Genomic DNA, 18,015 nt, shown 5'->3' with positions numbered 1-18,015 from the left:
CTTTCGGTTATTCCACCGTTTCTTCCTCGTCCGGGTCCAGCTCGATGCTGAACACGGCTTTCTTCAGTTTACCGCAGCCCTGCGCCTTCAGGCCGGATTTATAGGGCTCTCCGGCCAGATACAGGGCGAACCGCCCCTCGCACAGCATTCCGGCAATGCTGGTACCGGCGGTGCCCACGGTGGTGTCGGCGGCTTCATCGGTGGGCTTGGTAGGGGTCAGCTCTGCAAGGCTCACCTCAAATAGCTCGCTGCCGTCCAGATCGGTCTCCAGCGTGATGTGGTTGTCGTGGCGCTGGAACAGAGCCTTGTCGGAGGTCTGGGGCGTGACGGTGCTCACGGTGACCACGGCCTTGTCTCCATCGATGCGGGTGCGCCCGGCGGGCAGGGTGGTGATATCCCGGGCCATGATGTACTCAATGACGGTGTCCAGATTGTCGCTTACGCCCAGATAGTTGGGCAGGTTGTTCAGGGTATCGTAGATCATGGAAAAGTCCTCCAGCTGTATGGTTTTGATTATCTGTATGGTATCACAGGCAGGGCACAGATGCAATACGAACGATTTGAATGTGCTCCGCTTTGCTCTGTACAGATTCAGCGAAAATGAATTTTTAATTTTGAAATACCCTTTTTTCACAAAGAAGGGCTGAAACCAGAAAATGCATGTTTTCATTCCGGCCTTTCCAGTGAAAATGCACCTCCGGGCAGACCGCAGTCTGCCCGGAGGTGCTCTACTTAAAAGTGATTTCCGCTGAAAACAGCCAGAGCGAAGCGGAGGTGATTCAAAACAAAAAGCTCACTCTGCGTCCTTGGGGTCGGTCATCAGTTCCTTGATGCTGGGCACAACGCCGCCCAGATTCTGCAATTCCGAGGGAATGATGATCTTGGTTGCCTTGCCGTTGGCGACCTTGGCCAGAGCTTCCAGACTGCGGATGGCCAGAACCTTATCGCTGGGCATGGCCTCGTTCAGCAGGCGGATGGCGTCGGCGTTGGCCTTCTGCACGGCCAGAATGGCCTGTGCTTCGCCCTCGGCTTCCAGAATGCGCTGCTGCTTCACCGCGTCTGCACGCAGGATGGCGGCTTCCTTTTCGCCCTCGGCGGCAGTAATGGCGGCCTGTTTTTCACCGTCGGCCTTCAGGATCACGGCGCGCTTCTCGCGCTCAGCCTTCATCTGCTTCTCCATGGCTTCCTGAATCTCACGCGGCGGGATGATGTTCTTCACCTCCACGCGGTTCACCTTGATGCCCCACTTGTCGGTGGCTTCGTCCAGGATGGCGGTGATCTTGCCGTTGATGACGTCGCGGCTGGTCAGGGTGTGGTCCAGCTCCATTTCGCCGATAATGTTGCGCAGGGTGGTGGCAGACAGGCTCTCGATGGCGGCAATGGGCTGGTTGACGCCGTAGGTGTAGAGCTTTGCGTCCATTACCTGAAAGAACACCACGGTATCGATCTGCATGGTAACGTTATCGCGGGTGATGACCGGCTGAGGGGGAAAGTCTGCCACCTGTTCTTTCAGGCTCACCTTTTTGGCGATGCGCTCGATGAAGGGGATCTTGATGTGCAGGCCTGCCGACCATGTGTCGGAGTAGCTGCCCAGCCGCTCAACGACATACACCTTGGACTGGGGCACGATGACGATGTTGGTGATGATCACCAGCAGGACGACAAAGACCAGCGCGAGGATCAGAAAAAACATGACCATAGTGGTTCTCCTTTTTCAGATGTGTGCAACGTTTCAGCGCAGAACGCAGATCACGCTCTGCGGCTTTCGGTCAATACGGGCTCCACGATGAGCAGGGTGCTGTGCAGTTCGGTCACATGGCAGCGCTGCCCGGGGGTGAGGGTGTCGCCGGGAGTGGCGCAGCGGGCATTCCAGTCCACGCCGTCCAGCCGCACACGGCCCGGCAGGTCGGCGGTGACGGTGGTCAGCACGGTGGCCTCCCGGCCAAGGTTGCGGTCGCCATTGGTGGGAACGTTTTTCTGGCGCAGCTTTGCGGCCAGCGGGCGGAACATCAGCAGGCACAGGGCGCTTACCACAATGAACACCAGTGCCTGAACGCGGAAGGAACCGGTGAACAGGCAGGTGAGCAGAGCGGCAGCTGCGCCGACGGCGAACCAGACGGAGGTCATGCTGAAGGTGGAAGCCTCCAACAGCAAAAAGCCCACCACGGCAGCCAGCCAGAGAAATGGAACAGGATTCATGGTTCTCCCTCCTTATGCCCCTATTATAGAGTATCCCCCGGGTGGAAGGTCAAGCGTTTTTTACTGGAACGTTGCGCAGAAAACGAAATAAAGAACAAAATAAATGAAAAACAGTGCAAGATGTAGTTTGCGGATACGGCCCTTTGCGTGAAAATGCAACAACGGGCGGCCCGCTGGCTGCCCGTTGTTGCGATAATAAAAGATAAAATTTCCTCTGAATGTGCCCAGAGCGAACGCGGCGGGCATTCAAATCGTTTTTACTGGATATCGTAATAGCTGTGGTTCGGGTTGTGACCGTTCTCCTCCACCACGATGGTAAAGCCCATGGGGTTCACCTCCGTGTGCTTGCCGGAAGCCAGCGGCTCCACGATGATGTGCTCCGAGCGGTTCACGATGATCTCGGCGGTTTCCGCTTCGCCTACGCGCTGGTAGTGCAGGATGCCGTCCTGCGCCCGCAGCACCCGCAGCTCACCGGTGCGGAAGGCCTCGCAGCTGTGGCGCAGCTGCGCCAGCTGTGCCAGCACCGGCTTCAGGCGCTTTTCGTGGCTGTCCCAGCAGAAGAAGGCACGGTTGAAGGGGTCGCGGTAACCCTGCATCCCAATCTCGTCGCCGTAATACAGGCAGGGCACGCCGGGCAGCGTGTAGATGATGGCATAGGCCATGCGCAGGCGCAGCATCCCTTCCTCGTAGGCTTCGCCGGTCACACAGCGGCCGCTCTGCCACTCGCGGCCCCGGCCGTTGGCGGGCTCGTCCGCAATGACGGTAAGGGCGCGTTCGGTGTCGTGGGTGGAGAGAAAGTTCAGCGCAGTGTCCATGGCAGGGGCGGGGTAGTGCTCGCAGATGGACAGGATCTCTCCCATGGCCTGCTGGGCGGGCTTGCCCTTTACAAAATCCAGCACAGCATTCTTGAAGGGATAGTTCATCACGCTGTCCAGCCCTTTGCCCAGCAGATAGGTGCGGCGCTGGCCAAAGCCGTATTTGGTGGTGGCGTCCTCCCACACCTCGCCCAGCAGGAACTTTTCCGGGCTGACCCGCTTGACAGCGGCGCGGATCTTTTCAATAAAGTCGTCCGGCAGCTCGTCGGCCACATCCAGACGGAAGCCTGCGGCACCGCGCCGCAGCCATGTGTCAATGACACCGCCCTCGCCGGTGATGAACTCCACATAGGAGGGGTTCTCTTCGTTCACCTCGGGCAGGGTCTCGAAGCCCCACCAGCTGCGGTAGCCGCCCTTATACTTGGGGTCAAAATCGTACCAGCTGCGGTAGGGGGAGTTGGGGTCGCGGTAAGCGCCGCCATCCCCATAGCGGCCTTCGCGGTTGAAATAGCGGCTGTCGGAACCGGTGTGGCTGAACACACCGTCCAGCACGATGCCAATGCCGTACTTGGCGGCCTCGCGGCAGAGCACCTCGAACTCCTCGTTGGTGCCCAGCAGCGGGTCTACGTTGAGATAGTCGGCGGTGTTGTAGCGGTGGTTGGAGTGCGCCTCAAAGATGGGGTTGAGGTAAAGGTAGTCCACCCCCATCTCCCGCAGATAGGGCAGCTTGATGCGGATGCCTTCCAAGTCGCCGCCGAAATAGTCCTCGTTCAGGTGGCCGCCGGTCTCGTTGGGCTGCCAGAAGGGTTCGGCGTGTTTGTCGGCCTGATACAGCCGGTCCGGGAAAGGCATGGGCTTGTTCTCAATGCCCTCGCAGAACCGGTCCGGGAAGATCTGATAGAACACCTTGCCCTTGATGCACTCCGGGGTCTGGAAACCGGCATCGTAGACGGTGATCTGCCACTTTTCGCCTTCCTGCCAGCTGACAACGCCGCAGTTGTCCGGCCCGCGGTAGATGCGGCGGAAGTCGGTGTAGAGGTCGAAGTAGTAGAAGTACAGGCCCGGGTCATTCAGCGGCAGCTCCACGGAAAAGTGGTTCTGCTGGGGGGTCTGGCCGTCGAACTTCATGCGGTAGTGCACCGGCACGTCATATTTTCCCTCCTTCTGGAGCACCAGATGAGGATCGACATAGCCCAGCTCTTCCGGGATGCACAGGGCCAAACGTACGGTCTGACCGGCCCGCAGTGCGCCAAAGGGCTGCTTGAAATAGGGGTCGTAGCTATTGAACAGACAAGACAAAGCAGGGTCGTCCTTTCTCAAAAAAGCCCCGGCGGGCCAAACACCGCCGGGGCAGATGGATTTTTTAAGGGAAAATTACTTGCCCATGGGCACCGGGGAAGCGTACCAGATGTCGTGTGCGTAATCCAGCACAGAGCGGTCGGCGCTGAAGATGCCGCTGTTGGCAATGTTCTTCAGGCTCATGTGTGCCCACTTCTCGCGGTCGGCATACAGCTTCTGCAGGTCGGCCTGTGCGCGGCGGTAATCCTTGAAGTCGGCCATGACCATATACGGGTCGCTGCTGCGCAGGTTCTCGGTCACTTCGTGGAAGTTCTCGCCGTTCCAACCGCGCTCCAGGAAGTTCAGAGCGTTGTTGGCAACATCGTCGCCCATGATGAAAGCGTTGGGATGGTAGCCCACCTGCTTGAGGTTGTTCACCTCGGGGGTCAGCATACCGAAGATCAGCTCGTTCTCCTTGCCGGCAGCGTCTGCGATCTCCACGTTTGCGCCGTCCAGAGTGCCCAGAGTGATAGCGCCGTTCAGCATGAACTTCATGTTGCCGGTACCGGAAGCCTCGGTGCCGGCCAGAGAGATCTGCTCAGAGACCTCGGCGGCGGGCATCAGGTGCTCGCTCAGAGAGACGCAGTACTCTTCCAGATAGACCACGCGCAGCTTGTCGCGCACAGCGGGGTCGTTGTTGATGAGGTCGCCCAGCTTGCAGATCATGCGGATCATCTGCTTTGCCATGTAGTAGCCGGGAGCAGCCTTTGCACCGAAGATATAGGTCTTGGGGATGAAGTCGGCGTTGGGGTTCTCCTTCAGGTACAGGTACTGGGCAGCGATGTTCAGCGCGTTCAGGTGCTGGCGCTTGTACTCGTGCATACGCTTGACCTGGCAGTCAAAAATGGAGTTCGGGTCGATGATCTGACCGGTGCTCTTTGCCAGATAGTTGGCAAAGCTGGTCTTGTTCTCCAGCTTGATCTCGTTCAGGCGCTTGAGAATGGTCTTGTCGTTCTCGAACTTGTTCAGCTTGGACAGATTGGAAGCATCGTGCTTGTAGCCGTCGCCGATGGTCTCATCCAGCAGCTTGCACAGGCCGGGGTTAGAGGCCAGCAGCCAGCGGCGGTAAGCGATGCCGTTGGTCACGTTCTTGAAGGCCTGCGGCTTGAACAGATAGTAATCGTGGAAGACGCTGTCCTTGATGATCTCGCTGTGCAACTTGGACACGCCATTGATGCTGTTGGCGGTGTAGGCGCAGATGTTTGCCATGCGCACCTGATTGTCGCCGATCAGTGCCATATAGTCGATCTTGCCCTTGTCGCCGGGGAAGACCTTCTCCAGTTCTGCGCGGGCGCGGCGATCCATCTCCACCACGATCTGGTAGATACGGGGCAGGGTCATCTTGAAGATGTCCACGTTCCACTTTTCCAGAGCCTCAGCCATGACGGTGTGGTTGGTGTAAGAGAAGACCTTCTGGCAGATGTTGAATGCCTTGTCCCAGTCAAAGCCGCACTCGTCCAGCAGAATGCGCATCATCTCGGGGATGGCCAGAGTGGGGTGGGTGTCGTTCAGCTGGATGGCGACCTTGTCGGGCAGGTTCTCGAGGGTCGCATAGCTGGACAGGTGGTTCTGGACGATATCGCCGATGGAAGCGGCAGACAGGAAGTACTGCTGGCGCAGGCGCAGGATCTTGCCCTCCACGTGGTTGTCGTTGGGGTACAGCACCTTGGAGATCAGCTCTGCATTGGCGTTCTTGCTCATTGCAGTGTTGTAGTTGCCAAGAGAGAAGCTGGACATATCAAAGTCCGGGGCCTTTGCCTGCCACAGGCGCAGCTTTGCAACGCCCTTGCCGTCGTAGCCCTGCACATACATATCAGAGGGAACAGCCATGACGCTGTTGTAGTTGGTGTGCTGGATATAGTGGAAGCCGTTGTCCCAGTTCTCGTGGATCTCGCCGTCAAAGCGCACTTCCACAGCCTGATCGGGGTGGCTCTGCAGCCAGACCTGACCGCCGGGCAGCCAGTTGTCGGCACGCTCCTGCTGCCAGCCGTCCACGATCTTCTGCTTGAAGATGCCGTACTCGTACAGGATGGAGTAGCCGGTGCCGCAGATGCCGGTGGTGGCCATGCCGTCCAGATAGCAGGCAGCCAGACGGCCCAGACCGCCGTTGCCCAGACCTGCATCCGGCTCTTCCTCAAAGATGCTGTCAATGTTGATGTCGGCATCGGACAGGGCCTTCTTTGCCACCTCGTCCAGACCCAGATTCAGCAGGCTGGTCTTCAGGCTGCGGCCCATCAGGAACTCCATGCACAGGTAGTACACCTGCTTGGTGCCGGTGCCGATGGCCTTGGACTGGAACTTCTTGTGGTTCTCGCTCATCATCTGGCGGCAGATCAGCGCCAGAGAACGGTAGATCTGCTGGTTGGAAGCAACACTCAGCTCCACGCCGTACTCGCTGGTGAGCTTGTCCTGAAGAAGTTTACCGAATTCTTTCGATGTCATAAAGGTACTCCTATCCGCATAAGTTTTCAGCTTTGCTAAAATAATTGAAATAATTGGCGCCTGCAGACACTTTCCCTCACTTGCTCTGCCGCCAACATAACAAGGATATTATAATATGGCAGAATGACAAATGCAAGGAATCAGGGGATTTTTTCCGTAACTGACATTTTTTTATTGAACTTTCTGATAAATATGCCAAAATTTCAAAAAATACACTTTTTCTTGATGCTTATTTATATTATAATAGGGAGAGAAACCTGCTTTCCGAAACATTTTCGGGCACAAATTCCGGGGGAAATGTGCCGGGTAACTCTCCCGGAGGGGAACAAAACACCGAAACGGTACCGGAAACGGTGCCGTTTTCCGGAAATTACCAAGAACAGAACCGCCTGCACAAGGACGGAAAAGGATAAAGGGGAATAGATATGGTCAACAAGGTACGGGTGAACATTGCGGGTACGCCGTATGCCATCGCTACGACGGACCCGGAAAAATATATCCAGTCGCTGGCAAAAAAGCTGGACGAGGATATCACAAAGCTGCTGGACGCAAACGAAAACCTTTCGGTGACGAAGGCGGCGGTGTTCTGCGCCATGGACTATCTGGATGAGTACCGCAAGAGCACCGGCAGCGCGGAGAACATGCGCAGCCAGATCCAGGACTATATTGCGGACGCCGCCCGCGCAAAGCTGGCAGAAGACAAGGCAAAGGCGGAAAACGAGGTGCTGCGCCGGGAGGCTGCCGCTCTGCGGGAACAGCTGGAAAAAATGCGCAGCAAGGAAGCCCGGCGCGAAGAGCGTGCCCAGCAGGCCGCGCAGCAGACGGCGGGCAGAAGCGAAGACGCGGAACAGAAGGGCTGAGCGCCTTTTACAGGATAAAGGAGAAATATGTCAAAGATCGAGATCCTTGCCCCGGTGGGCAATGAAGAAATGCTGCGTGCCGCTGTGTTCAGCGGGGCCGATGCAGTGTATCTGGGATTTTCGGGCTTCAATGCCCGCACCAGTGCCAACAATTTTGACGCAGACACGCTGAAAGATGCAGTGCGCTTCTGCCATGCCCGGGGCGTGGCCGTGCATGTGGCACTGAACACTACCGTCTACGGCGGGGAGCTGCCTGCGCTGGAAGCGGCCATTCGCGCCGTTGCTGCCAGCGGGGCAGATGCCGTCATCTGTCAGGATCTGGCGGTGGCAACCCTGATTGGCAGGATCGCTCCGCAGCTGCCCCGCCACGGCTCCACACAGATGAGCGTGCACAGCCTGCAGGGTGCACTGGAGCTCAAGGAGCTGGGCTTCACCCGGGTGGTGCTGGCCCGGGAGCTGAGCCTGCCTGAGGTGGAGCACATCACGAAGCACTGCGGCATCGAGACCGAGTGCTTTGTGCATGGCGCACTGTGCATGTGCGTCAGCGGCCAGTGCTATATGTCGGCTTTTCTGGGCGGGCGCAGCGGCAACCGCGGCTCCTGTGCAGGCCCCTGCCGACTGCCCTTTGAGGCAAACGCTCTGCCGGAAGGTAAGCCGGGCCGTCTGCACCACCTGTCCCTGAAGGACAACTCGGTCATCGATCAGCTGGATCGGCTGCAGGCACTGGGCGTAGCATCGGCAAAAATTGAGGGACGCCTGCGCACGCCGGAGTATGTGGCGGCGGCGGTCAGCGCCTGTCTGGCAGGCCGGGAGGGCCGCGCCTACGACCGTGACCTTTTGAAAAATGCCTTCAGTCGTTCGGGCTTCACCTCCGGCTATCTGGATGGGAAAATTGACGGTACCATGTTTGGTGTGCGCAGCGAAGCGGACGCCGAGCAGACCAAAAAGACCCTGCCCATGCTGCGGGAGCTTTACCGCCGTGAGCGCAGCCGTGTGCCGGTGAAGATGAAGCTGGAGATCGAAGAGGGCGGCGAGAAGCTCACTGTCATGGACGCCGACGGCAATAAGGCCTTCGCCTATGGCGACGCTGAGCCGCAGCCCGCCCGCACCGACCCCACCGAGAGCCTGCACCGCAGCCTTGCCAAGACCGGCGGTACGCCCTTTGCGGCATCGGCAGAGGATATCACGGTGGAAATGGACGGCGGGCCGTGGTTCGTGCCCGGCAGCGCCGTCAACGAGCTGCGCCGGGAAGCACTGGATGCCCTGCTGAAAAAGCGGGAAGTGCTGCGCCCATGGCCCACCACGGACGAGCATGTGCCCGCTCTGCCGCTGCGCACCCTGCCGTCCCGCCGCACCCTGCGTGCCCGGTTCGAGAACTGGGAGCAGGTGCCGGAGCGGGCGCTTGACGGCATCGAGTATCTCATCCTGCCCATTGCGCAGGCTGACCGCGTGCCCCGGGAATGGCGGGCAAAGACTCTTTTGGAGCTGCCCCGGGTCATGTTCGGCCGTCTGGAAGAGGATACTGCCCGCCGCATCGCGGCCACGCAGGATGCCGGTTTTGCGGGCTATGAGGTGAGCAATATCGCCCACCTGCGCCTGTGCCGGGGCCTGCCCATGAGCGGCAGCTTTGGCCTGAACATCACCAATCAGCTGGCCGCACAGTTCTATGCAGACAACGGCCTTGGCTCCGTGCTCATCCTGCCCGAGGTAAAGGACAGCGACATCAGCACCATTGCCCCCACCCACGACGGCAGGCCGGTGCCCACCGGTGTGCTGGTGTACGGTCACATGCCGCTGATGGTCACCCGCGCCTGCCCGCTGCAGAACATCCACGACTGCGCCCACTGCGATAAGACCGGTGTGCTGACCGACCGCAAGGCAAAGAAGTTCCCGGTGCGGTGCGGCCTTGGTGTGCGCACCATCTACAACCCCGTACCTATTTATATGGGAGATAAGCCGGGTGCACTGACGGTGGACTACGGTGTGGCCTACTTTACGCTGGAAACGCGGGAGGAAGCAGCGCAGATCCTTGACATGATCCGCACCCACGCACCCTTTGAGGGTGATTTTACACGCGGACTGTATTTTAAAGGTACGAACTGAAATTCCTTCCGTCATCGCTGACGCGATGCCACTGCTCCCCTTTTTGTCACTTGCGTGACATCTTCCCCCGGCCGGGGGAAGTCTTTCTCATTGAGGGAGGCTTTGGCAGTACGGCGAAGCTTTCCTTTTTGCCAATGGCTCCCTCCCTGAGGGAGCTGTCGAGCGTATGCGAGACTGAAGGAGTTGCTATAAAATCAAAACGAGGTATACTATGGAACCCATCACTGTAAAATATAAGGTACTGGATGCCCGGGCAAAGGTGCCCGCCTATGCCACCCCCGGCTCTGCCGCCGCCGACCTGTGCGCCGTGCTGGACGAGCCGCTCACCCTTGCCCCTATGGAGCGGGCACTGGTGCCCACCGGCCTTGCCATCGAGCTGCCGGGTGCCCACAGCGTGGCACTGGTGTATGCCCGCAGCGGCCTTTCCATCAAGCACGGCCTGTGCATGGCCAATGGCGTGGGCGTGGTGGACAGCGACTACCGCGGCGAACTGAAGGTGCCCATGGTCAATCTGGGCAGGGAGGCTTACACCATCCAGCCCGGTGAGCGTGTGGCGCAGCTGTGCATTGCACCGGTATACACCGCCGCCTTTGTGCCCGCCGAAGAACTGGGCGATACCCAGCGCGGCGAGGGCGGCTTTGGCTCGACGGGTAAATAAGCGGGCAAGGATGTTGAAAAGAAAGATGAATCCTATGAATTTGATTTTAGCTTCCGGCAGCCCGCGCAGGCGGGAGCTGCTTTCCCTGTACACCACCGATTTCACCGTCTGTGTCAGCGATTTTGACGAGAGTACAGTGCAGGCCGACACCCCTGCTCAGCTGGTGGAGCAGCTGGCCCGGGGCAAATGCCTTGCTGTTTCGGCCCAGCACCCGGGTGCGGTGGTCATCGGCTGCGACACCGTGGTGGATGTGAACGGTGAAGTATTCGGCAAGCCCCACAGCACAGAGGACGCAAAGCGGATGCTGCGGGCCCTTTCCGGTGCTGCCCACGAGGTGCATACCGGTGTGTGCATTTCGGACGGGACCCGCACCGAAAGCTTTGTGGACAGCTGCCGCGTTACCTTTTTTCCGCTGAGCGGGGAGGAGATCGACTTTTACGCTTCCACCGCTGAACCCTACGACAAGGCCGGTGCCTACGCCATTCAGGGCCGTGCGGCCCTCTGGCTGGACCGCATCGAGGGCGACTACTACACGATCATGGGCCTGCCGGTGAGCCGCACCGTACAGCTGCTGGCACATTTTATGTGAGAAAACTGGAAAAAACGAAGAAAACTTGCGCAAACGCTTGAGAAATCATTGGCTTGCGGCTATAATAGAACCGTGTTATTCTGCGCAGAGCGGCATAAAAAGTCCGCCGGACGCTCTGGATAGATTTCAATGGGAAGCAATAAGGAGAGAAATTACAATGGGCCTGTTTTCAAAAGATGTGGGTATCGATCTGGGTACCGCAAATACTCTGGTATATATGAAGGGCAAGGGCATCATCATGCGTGAGCCTTCGGTGGTGGCCGTGGACACCAAGACCGATGAGGTGCGCTGCGTGGGTGCCGAGGCAAAGGCAGTCATTGGCCGCACCCCCGGCAGCATCGTGGCGGTCCGCCCCCTGAAGGACGGCGTCATTGCCGATTTTGACATCACGGCCAATATGCTGGAGAACTTCCTCAAGAAGGCATGCGGCAACAGCATGTTCTCCCGCCCCCGCGTGGTCATCTGCATCCCGTCGGGCGTCACCGAGGTGGAGCGCCGCGCGGTGCGCGAAGCGACCCTCAAGGCCGGTGCCCGTCAGGTGTCCGTCATTGAAGAGCCCATGGCTGCTGCCATCGGTGCGGGCCTGCCTATCAGCGAGCCTACCGGCAGCATGATCGTGGACATCGGCGGCGGTACGGCTGAGATCGCTGTCATTTCTCTGGGCGGCATTGTGGCCTCCCGCAGCGTGCGCATGGCCGGTGATATGTTCGATCAGGCCATCATTGCCTTCATCAAGCGCAAATACAACCTGCTCATTGGTGAGCGCACCGCAGAGCAGATCAAGATCGAGATCGGCTCTGCCTATGTGCTGGACCCTGAAATGACAATGGAGATCAAGGGCCGCAATCTGGTGGACGGCCTGCCCAAAAACATCGTGGTCCACTCGGAGGATGTGCGCGAGGCACTGCTGGAGTGTCTGGTCAAGATCACCAGCGCCATCAAGGAAACGCTGGAGCGCACCCCGCCGGAGCTGAGCGCGGATATCATCGACCGCGGCATCACCCTGACCGGCGGCGGCGCACTGCTTCGGGGTCTGGATCAGCTGATCCAGAGCGAGACCGGCATCGACGTGCACATTGCGGAAGATCCGCTGGACTGCGTGGCCAAGGGTGCCGGTGCGGTCCTGGATCACGTGGACGTCCTGCATGATGTGCTGGACACCGACGGCGGACACATGTAACACGGGCCGCAGCCCGTACTTGCGGAAAAAGCTCTTTTGCGCAGCGCCTGCGCTGATTTCCGCGGCAAACAATGTTCCTTGCGCGGATGGCAGAGCTGTCCGCGCTTTTCTTATGGCAGGAGCCCGAACAGGAGGACACCCCCTTGAAGGATTTTTTTGACACATGGAAATTTAAGATACTGGTGGCGGTGGCGGTGTTTCTGGTGGGGATCATGGCCTATGCCGGCGCCAATGGCCGGCTGACTGCCGCCCCGCAGGAGCTGCTGAGCGTGGTGCTTACGCCGTTTCAGAAGGTGACTTCCGCCCTGAGCGGCGGCATCGGTTCGGTGTGGGAAAAATACACCAGCATCGATGATGTGATGGCCCAGAACGAACAGCTGGAAGCCGAGAACGCCGAATTGCGCCAGCAGATGGTGGACTACGACCGCATCAAGGCAGAGAACGAAGCCTACAAGGCGCTGACCCGCATTCAGGATACCAACAGCGGGGCCAGTTATGTTTCCGGCTTTGTGATCGGCCGCGACCCACTGGATGAGTTTGGCGGCTTTACGCTGGACTGCGGCACCGTGAACGGTGTGGCCGTGAGCGATGCCGTGATCAGCGATAAGGGCTACCTTGTGGGCGTCGTGGTGGAGGCAGATACCACCAGCTGCAAGGTGATGACCGTCCTGCATCCCAGCTTCAACGCAGCGGGCGTTGTGTCCCGCACGCGGGAAAACGGCATCCTCACCGGCAGCACCGACTACGCCGGTGACGGTTTGTGCGTGCTCACCAATCTGGAGCGCGCCGCCGAGACTCAGATGGGCGATCAGGTCATAACCACCGGCCTTGGCGGCGTGTTCCCGCCGGATGTGCTGGTGGGCGTGGTGCAGAAGGTGGAGCCGGAAGTCAGCGGCAAATCCTCGGTGGCGGTCATCCGCCCGGGCGCAGACCCGCGCACCGTCAAGCACGTTTTTGTCATCACCGATTATTAAGGAGGCACCGGTATGGAATCACGCCGTATGCGCAGCCGCAGTCAGGCGTTGAAATGGGCCTGCTACGCGGCAGCGCTGTTTGTGTGCGCGGCATTGCAGACCACGCCCGGCCTGTTCCGGCTGGGGCAGGCAAAACCGCTTTTTATCCTGCCGCTCTGTCTTGCGGTGGCGGTGTACGAGGGCGAGTTTGCCGGGGCGCTGTTCGGCGCGGTAGGCGGCCTTTTGTGGGATTACACCGCCGGGCGCACGGTGGGAATGCTGGCGCTGGAACTGCTTTTGCTCTGCTTTGCGCTTTCGGTGCTGGTGCAGGTGTATCTGCAGGGCAGCACATGGAACTTTGCGCTCATCGGCACCGGCACGGCCCTTGTGGTGCTCTCGCTGGACTGGCTGTTTTTTTACTATATGCCGGGTTACAGCTGGGCGCTGAGCCGCTGGCTCACCTTTGTGCTGCCCTCGGCAGTGATGACCCTGGTGCCGTCGCTGGTGCTGTTCAGTCTGGTGCGGCGCATTTATAACGAGTTCAAAATCGACAACGGCGTGATCTGAACCGCCGGAGGAAACGCGGATGAACCAAAACGAACGAAAAACCGTCTTGCACCGGATGCTCCTGCTCATCGCAGTGGCCTGTGTTATCATGGGTCTGTATGCGATGCGGCTGATCTTTTTGCAGCTGGTCAACGGCGACGATTTCAAAGCCAAGGCGACCAACACCACCGACTATAATTTCACGGTCACTGCGGCCCGCGGCGACATCGTGGACAGCGCCGGGCGGCGCATTGCCACCACGGCCACCAGCTATAATGTGGTGCTCAACAAGCTGCTGATGGGGGACCGCGATCTGGACGCCATGCTGCAGCAGATCGTGGAGCTGCTGCGAGAAAACGGCGAGAGCTGGAATGATACCCTGCTCATCGGCCAGCCGGACGCAGCAGGCCGCTATGCCTTTACAGACGATGATTCTTCTGCCAGCGATCAGAAGCAGCTGGCAGATATGAAGGAGACCCTTGGCCTGCAGCAGTATGCCACCGCCAACGATGTGATGGAAATGCTGGTGGAAAAGAACGAGCTGCAGGGCTTCTCGCTGGAATGGCAGCGGGTGCTGGCCGGCATCCACTACGAGATGGACCGGCAGGCCTTTTCCAATGTGAACAACTTTGTCATGGCAGAAAACGTCAGCGCGGCAACGGTGGCCACCATCAAGGAGCACAGCCTGCAGCTGCCCGGCGTGGAGATCGTGGAGACCAGTGCCCGCAGCTACGATCAGAGCGATATCATCCCGGCCGTGCTGGGCCGTGTGGGCAAGATCACGGCCGAAAAGTGGAAGGTGACCGATTCAAATGGTCAGGTGACCTATCCGCTGCGGGAAAAAGGCTATAATATGAATGATGTTCTGGGCATTTCCGGCCTGGAATCCGTTTATGAGGATGAGCTGCGCGGCAAGGATGGCGTGGAGACGATCACCCGCAACTCGGACGGTGTGATCGTGGATACCCGCCTGACCACAGTGCCGGAGCCGGGCCACACGGTGCAGCTGACCATCGACAGCAACTTCCAGCGCGCCGTGGACAAGGCACTGGCAGAGAACATCGACATGATCAACCGCGTGTACAACACCGGCACCATGAAAGCTGCCGCCGGTGCGGTGGTGGTGCTGGATGTGAAGGACGGCAGCGTGATGGCAGCGTCCAATTACCCCAGCTATGACCAGAACCTGTATGCGTCCAACTACAGTGAGTACAGCTCTGACCCGAGCCTGCCGCTGTTCAACCGCGCATTGCAGGGCCTGTATACGCCGGGCTCCACCTTCAAGCCCGCCGTGGCGGTGGCTGCGCTGGACAGCGGCCTCATCAATCAGTATTCTACCGTATACTGCAACGGCGTGTACAACTACTTTAAGGACTATCATCCCCGCTGTACCCGCCACGGCCACAGCGGCAACATCGATGTGATCACAGCCATCAAGTGGAGCTGCAACGTCTTCTTCTATGATGTGGGCCGCCGCCTGACCAGTGACGTCTATGATGCCTATGCCTATAAGCTGGGTCTGGGCCAGCGCACCGGCGTGGAGGTGGGTGAGGCGCTGGGACGGCTGACCACCAAGAACGACTCCAACTATACCGCATCGCTGGACGTTCAGGCCGCCATCGGTCAGGGCAACACGGTGGTCACCCCCATCCAGCTGGCCACCTATGCGGCAACGCTGGCCAACAACGGCACCCGCTACCGCACGCATTTCGTCAAGGCCATTCTGGATACCAACACCGGCGAGGTGCTCAGCGAGACCAAGCCCGAGGTCATGGATGTCATCGAGGGCACCGGCAACACCTTTGAACTGGTGCGTCAGGGCATGAAGCAGGTGCCCAGCACCATCAGCGGCAAAATTTCAAGCTATCCGGTGCCCATCGCCTGCAAGACCGGTACGCCCCAGCGCAGCGAGACCTATGCCTCAGGCAAGCACTATCTGAACGCTATGATGGTGGCTTACCTGCCGGCGGACGATCCGCAGATCGCCATTGGCATCACCATTGAGTACGGCGGCTACGGTGCCCGTACCGGTGATCTGGTGGTGGATATCGCCAATGCCTACTTTGCCCTGAAGGACGGCTCTCTTGCCCAGCAGGCAGAGGAAGAAAAAGAGGCCGAGCAGGAAAAACAGGACGCGTCCCAGACCGATGCCGCAGGACAAACGGCAGCCGGGCAGACCGCCGACACCGCTGCACCGCAGGCCGGGCAGACGGCTCCCGCAGCGCAGGACGCTGCACCGGAAGGGCCTGCCGCAGACACAGCGCAGCCTGCTGTACAGGATGGGCCGGACGCAGCGCAGGCCGAACAAAACCCCGATGCCATTGCGCCGGAGAACTGAAAACGGGAGACAAAACCGACGCGGGAAAGGGCGCTGCAGCGGTGGTTTGAATGGGAACACCCCTGAAAAGAAAACAAAATTGAATGTTTTGTATAAAAACCGGTTGTAAAAGATTGGATTTTGTGATATCATTTCAACCAAAGGACTTTTTACAAGTGGGTCCGCATCGTGAAGAAAGAGGAGAGGGTAACGGATGACGATCGCACTCATTGCACATGACTCCAAAAAGGAGCTGATGGTTCAGTTTTGTACGGCTTACTGCCGTATCCTGAGCCAGCATAAACTGGTGGCCACCGGTACGACCGGTAAGTTGATCGCTGAGGCTACCGGTTTACAGGTGCAGCGCTTTCTGGCCGGTGTGCAGGGCGGCGACCAGCAGATCGCATCCCGCATCGCCTGCAATGAGATCGACCTGCTGCTGTTCTTCCGCGACCCCATCAACGCTAAGCCCAGCGAGCCCAACGAAATGACGCTGCTGCGCCTGTGCGATGTGCACAATATCCCCATGGCCACCAACATTGCCACCGCCGAGGTGCTGATCCACGGCTTGGAGCGCGGCGATCTGGACTGGCGCGATATCGTGCATCCCCAGAACTGACAAAACGATTTGGAATGGCTCTGCGTGCGCTGCGCCATATTCAGCGGAAATTATATTGATAATGCGAAAATCGGGAACATCTGCGGATGTTCCCGATTTTCATTTTCACGGGAATGGAGTCCGAACCGCAGAATACATTTCTGCCGCCGTGCGGCTGTTTCCGCAGGAAGCAAAAACAGCAGATGCCGTGTGCCGCAGCGGCCTTTCCTGTGAAAAAAGAATTCCGGAAAATCCGCAGATTTTCCGGAATTCTAATATAAAAATAATGTTTCCGCTGAATATGGCCAGAGTGCAACGGAGGCCATTCAAAATTGTATTTGTTAAACTTTAAAATCCTCGGCCATTTCGGCTACATCTTCCGGGGCAAAATCACCCAGCGGCAAGATCAGCCGTGCCAGTGTCTCCTGCGGCAGAGCTGCAAGAATCGTGCTGTCATCGCTGCCGGTGCCTGCGGGCGGGCAGACGGTGTGCACGCCGTCTGCACCGGTCTCCACCCGGGCACGGTGAGCGGTTGCCACATATTGCATCCCAAGCTTGTCTGCAGCCGTCAGCAGGGCGGCAAACAGCGGCGTGCCGCCTTCGCCCAGAACGTCTGCGTCCTGCCCGGCCAGTGCTTCGGCGTTCAGCACGATGCACTCGATGCCAAGGGCCTCTGCTGCCTTTTTGGCGCTTTCCGCATCGGCGGTCTGTTCTGCTGCCAGCCGCACGGCAGCGCCCGCCACGGCAAAGCCCTGCTGCTGTAAAATGCGCACAGCTACGGCGCATTCTCTGCTGCCGTCCATCTGCACCAGAACCTTATCCTGACTCTCGTAGGTGTCAAACCCGCTGCCGGGCAAAAATGTGTCGCTCATGTTCCCTGCCTCCCGCCATGTGCTTTGCTCTGTGCCACGGCCAGCTGGTCGCAGCGTTCGTTTTCCGGGTGGCCTGCGTGGCCCTTGACCCAGACGTAGGTGATCTTGTGCCGGGCTTCCTGCTCCAGTGCTTGTGCCCAGAGGTCCGGGTTCAGGGCAGGGGAGCCATCCGCTTTTTTCCAGCCCCTGCGCTGCCATCCTCTGGCCCAGCCCTTCTGCAGCCCGTTGATGACATACTGGCTGTCGGAGCACAGCCGCACCTCGCACGGCTCCTTGAGCTGACGCAGCGCCTCGATAAAGGCTGTCAGCTCCATGCGGTTGTTGGTGGTGCTGTCATCACCGCCGCTGAGCTCCTTTTCATAGACTTTGCCGTTAAAACGGTAGCGCAGCACGGCACCCCAGCCGCCCGGGCCGGGATTGCCGCTGCATGCGCCGTCGGTGTACACTTCGACCTGCTTCATGCGGTTCTCCTTATAAAATGAGTTGCTTCTATTTAGCGCTATTTTTGGGCTTCTGTCAAGTGCGAATGTATATTCCGTGCTGGA

The 18,015-nt window shown here is 59.1% G+C and carries 16 protein-coding genes; 9 read left to right on the top strand and 7 right to left on the bottom strand.

Annotated elements, in window-relative coordinates; translation table 11 throughout:
* Positions 1–7 precede the first annotated feature (7 nt).
* The 5 genes from ACNSPV_RS12465 to ACNSPV_RS12445 all read right to left on the bottom strand — a co-directional run bounded on the left by ACNSPV_RS12465 (position 8) and on the right by ACNSPV_RS12445 (position 6,794).
* Entirely contained in the window at positions 8–484 is a 477-nt protein-coding gene (locus tag ACNSPV_RS12465) for a YhcH/YjgK/YiaL family protein (RefSeq protein ID WP_348583158.1), read from the bottom strand.
* Positions 485–793: 309 nt separating this feature from the next.
* Positions 794–1,699, bottom strand: a complete 906-nt coding sequence (locus ACNSPV_RS12460) for an SPFH domain-containing protein (RefSeq protein ID WP_005939926.1) — start codon at positions 1,697–1,699, stop codon at positions 794–796.
* 50 nt (positions 1,700–1,749) lie between these two features.
* Positions 1,750–2,199 carry an NfeD family protein gene (locus ACNSPV_RS12455; RefSeq protein ID WP_348583159.1) on the bottom strand — a complete coding sequence of 150 codons (450 nt, stop codon included), beginning with the start codon at positions 2,197–2,199 and terminating at the stop codon, positions 1,750–1,752.
* Between the two features lie 257 nt (positions 2,200–2,456).
* Positions 2,457–4,313, bottom strand: a complete 1,857-nt coding sequence (locus tag ACNSPV_RS12450) for a glycoside hydrolase family 13 protein (RefSeq protein ID WP_348583160.1) — start codon at positions 4,311–4,313, stop codon at positions 2,457–2,459.
* Between the two features lie 75 nt (positions 4,314–4,388).
* The gene (locus ACNSPV_RS12445) at positions 4,389–6,794 is read right to left on the bottom strand and encodes a glycogen/starch/alpha-glucan phosphorylase (protein WP_348583161.1); all 2,406 of its coding nucleotides are present in this window, start codon (positions 6,792–6,794) and stop codon (positions 4,389–4,391) included.
* A gap of 425 nt (positions 6,795–7,219) precedes the next feature.
* Here ACNSPV_RS12445 and ACNSPV_RS12440 point away from each other — a divergent pair, with 425 nt between their 5' ends.
* The 9 genes from ACNSPV_RS12440 (at position 7,220) to mgsA (ending at position 16,619) form a co-directional block, all read left to right on the top strand.
* The gene (locus ACNSPV_RS12440; RefSeq protein WP_348583163.1) at positions 7,220–7,654 is read left to right on the top strand and encodes a cell division protein ZapA; all 435 of its coding nucleotides are present in this window, start codon (positions 7,220–7,222) and stop codon (positions 7,652–7,654) included.
* A gap of 27 nt (positions 7,655–7,681) precedes the next feature.
* Positions 7,682–9,757 (top strand): U32 family peptidase, encoded by a 2,076-nt coding sequence (locus tag ACNSPV_RS12435; RefSeq protein ID WP_348583164.1) that lies wholly within the window; start codon positions 7,682–7,684, stop codon positions 9,755–9,757.
* A 211-nt stretch (positions 9,758–9,968) separates the two neighbouring features.
* Complete coding sequence (gene dut, locus ACNSPV_RS12430) at positions 9,969–10,415, top strand: dUTP diphosphatase (RefSeq protein WP_249237002.1); 447 nt, start codon at positions 9,969–9,971, stop codon at positions 10,413–10,415.
* A gap of 34 nt (positions 10,416–10,449) precedes the next feature.
* On the top strand, positions 10,450–11,004 hold the full coding sequence (locus tag ACNSPV_RS12425) for a Maf family protein (protein ID WP_249237001.1): 555 nt from the start codon (positions 10,450–10,452) through the stop codon (positions 11,002–11,004).
* Positions 11,005–11,161: 157 nt separating this feature from the next.
* Positions 11,162–12,184 (top strand): rod shape-determining protein, encoded by a 1,023-nt coding sequence (locus ACNSPV_RS12420; RefSeq protein WP_249237000.1) that lies wholly within the window; start codon positions 11,162–11,164, stop codon positions 12,182–12,184.
* Between the two features lie 143 nt (positions 12,185–12,327).
* The gene (mreC, locus tag ACNSPV_RS12415) at positions 12,328–13,158 is read left to right on the top strand and encodes a rod shape-determining protein MreC (RefSeq protein ID WP_348583166.1); all 831 of its coding nucleotides are present in this window, start codon (positions 12,328–12,330) and stop codon (positions 13,156–13,158) included.
* Between the two features lie 12 nt (positions 13,159–13,170).
* Positions 13,171–13,704 carry a rod shape-determining protein MreD gene (gene mreD, locus ACNSPV_RS12410; RefSeq protein WP_249236998.1) on the top strand — a complete coding sequence of 178 codons (534 nt, stop codon included), beginning with the start codon at positions 13,171–13,173 and terminating at the stop codon, positions 13,702–13,704.
* Positions 13,705–13,723: 19 nt separating this feature from the next.
* Positions 13,724–16,021 (top strand): peptidoglycan D,D-transpeptidase FtsI family protein, encoded by a 2,298-nt coding sequence (locus ACNSPV_RS12405; protein WP_348583167.1) that lies wholly within the window; start codon positions 13,724–13,726, stop codon positions 16,019–16,021.
* A gap of 193 nt (positions 16,022–16,214) precedes the next feature.
* Complete coding sequence (gene mgsA / locus ACNSPV_RS12400; protein ID WP_005939970.1) at positions 16,215–16,619, top strand: methylglyoxal synthase; 405 nt, start codon at positions 16,215–16,217, stop codon at positions 16,617–16,619.
* Between the two features lie 320 nt (positions 16,620–16,939).
* Here mgsA and ACNSPV_RS12395 read toward each other — a convergent pair whose 3' ends face one another.
* Both ACNSPV_RS12395 and rnhA read right to left on the bottom strand, forming a co-directional pair.
* A complete protein-coding gene (locus tag ACNSPV_RS12395; RefSeq protein ID WP_097781947.1) occupies positions 16,940–17,470 on the bottom strand; it encodes a hypothetical protein in 531 nt (176 codons plus the stop codon).
* A complete protein-coding gene (gene rnhA, locus ACNSPV_RS12390) occupies positions 17,467–17,931 on the bottom strand; it encodes a ribonuclease HI (RefSeq protein ID WP_249236995.1) in 465 nt (154 codons plus the stop codon). Before rnhA ends, ACNSPV_RS12395 begins: the two co-directional genes overlap by 4 nt.
* Between the last annotated feature and the right edge of the window lie 84 nt (positions 17,932–18,015).

Origin of the sequence: Faecalibacterium sp. 3 (assembly GCF_048323735.1) — a bacterium.
GTDB lineage: Bacteria > Bacillota > Clostridia > Oscillospirales > Ruminococcaceae > Faecalibacterium > Faecalibacterium wellingii.
This window is presented reverse-complemented; position numbering and strand designations above follow the sequence as displayed.

Bases quoted from the DNA above. Each gene is read 5' to 3' on its own strand.
- ACNSPV_RS12465 (WP_348583158.1), bottom strand. From the start codon at position 484: ATGATCTACGATACCCTGAACAACCTGCCCAACTATCTGGGCGTAAGC.
- ACNSPV_RS12460 (WP_005939926.1), bottom strand. From the start codon at position 1,699: ATGGTCATGTTTTTTCTGATCCTCGCGCTGGTCTTTGTCGTCCTGCTG.
- ACNSPV_RS12455 (WP_348583159.1), bottom strand. From the start codon at position 2,199: ATGAATCCTGTTCCATTTCTCTGGCTGGCTGCCGTGGTGGGCTTTTTG.
- ACNSPV_RS12445 (WP_348583161.1), bottom strand. From the start codon at position 6,794: ATGACATCGAAAGAATTCGGTAAACTTCTTCAGGACAAGCTCACCAGC.
- ACNSPV_RS12440 (WP_348583163.1), top strand. From the start codon at position 7,220: ATGGTCAACAAGGTACGGGTGAACATTGCGGGTACGCCGTATGCCATC.
- ACNSPV_RS12435 (WP_348583164.1), top strand. From the start codon at position 7,682: ATGTCAAAGATCGAGATCCTTGCCCCGGTGGGCAATGAAGAAATGCTG.
- dut (WP_249237002.1), top strand. From the start codon at position 9,969: ATGGAACCCATCACTGTAAAATATAAGGTACTGGATGCCCGGGCAAAG.
- ACNSPV_RS12425 (WP_249237001.1), top strand. From the start codon at position 10,450: ATGAATTTGATTTTAGCTTCCGGCAGCCCGCGCAGGCGGGAGCTGCTT.
- ACNSPV_RS12420 (WP_249237000.1), top strand. From the start codon at position 11,162: ATGGGCCTGTTTTCAAAAGATGTGGGTATCGATCTGGGTACCGCAAAT.
- mreD (WP_249236998.1), top strand. From the start codon at position 13,171: ATGGAATCACGCCGTATGCGCAGCCGCAGTCAGGCGTTGAAATGGGCC.
- ACNSPV_RS12405 (WP_348583167.1), top strand. From the start codon at position 13,724: ATGAACCAAAACGAACGAAAAACCGTCTTGCACCGGATGCTCCTGCTC.
- mgsA (WP_005939970.1), top strand. From the start codon at position 16,215: ATGACGATCGCACTCATTGCACATGACTCCAAAAAGGAGCTGATGGTT.
- ACNSPV_RS12395 (WP_097781947.1), bottom strand. From the start codon at position 17,470: ATGAGCGACACATTTTTGCCCGGCAGCGGGTTTGACACCTACGAGAGT.
- rnhA (WP_249236995.1), bottom strand. From the start codon at position 17,931: ATGAAGCAGGTCGAAGTGTACACCGACGGCGCATGCAGCGGCAATCCC.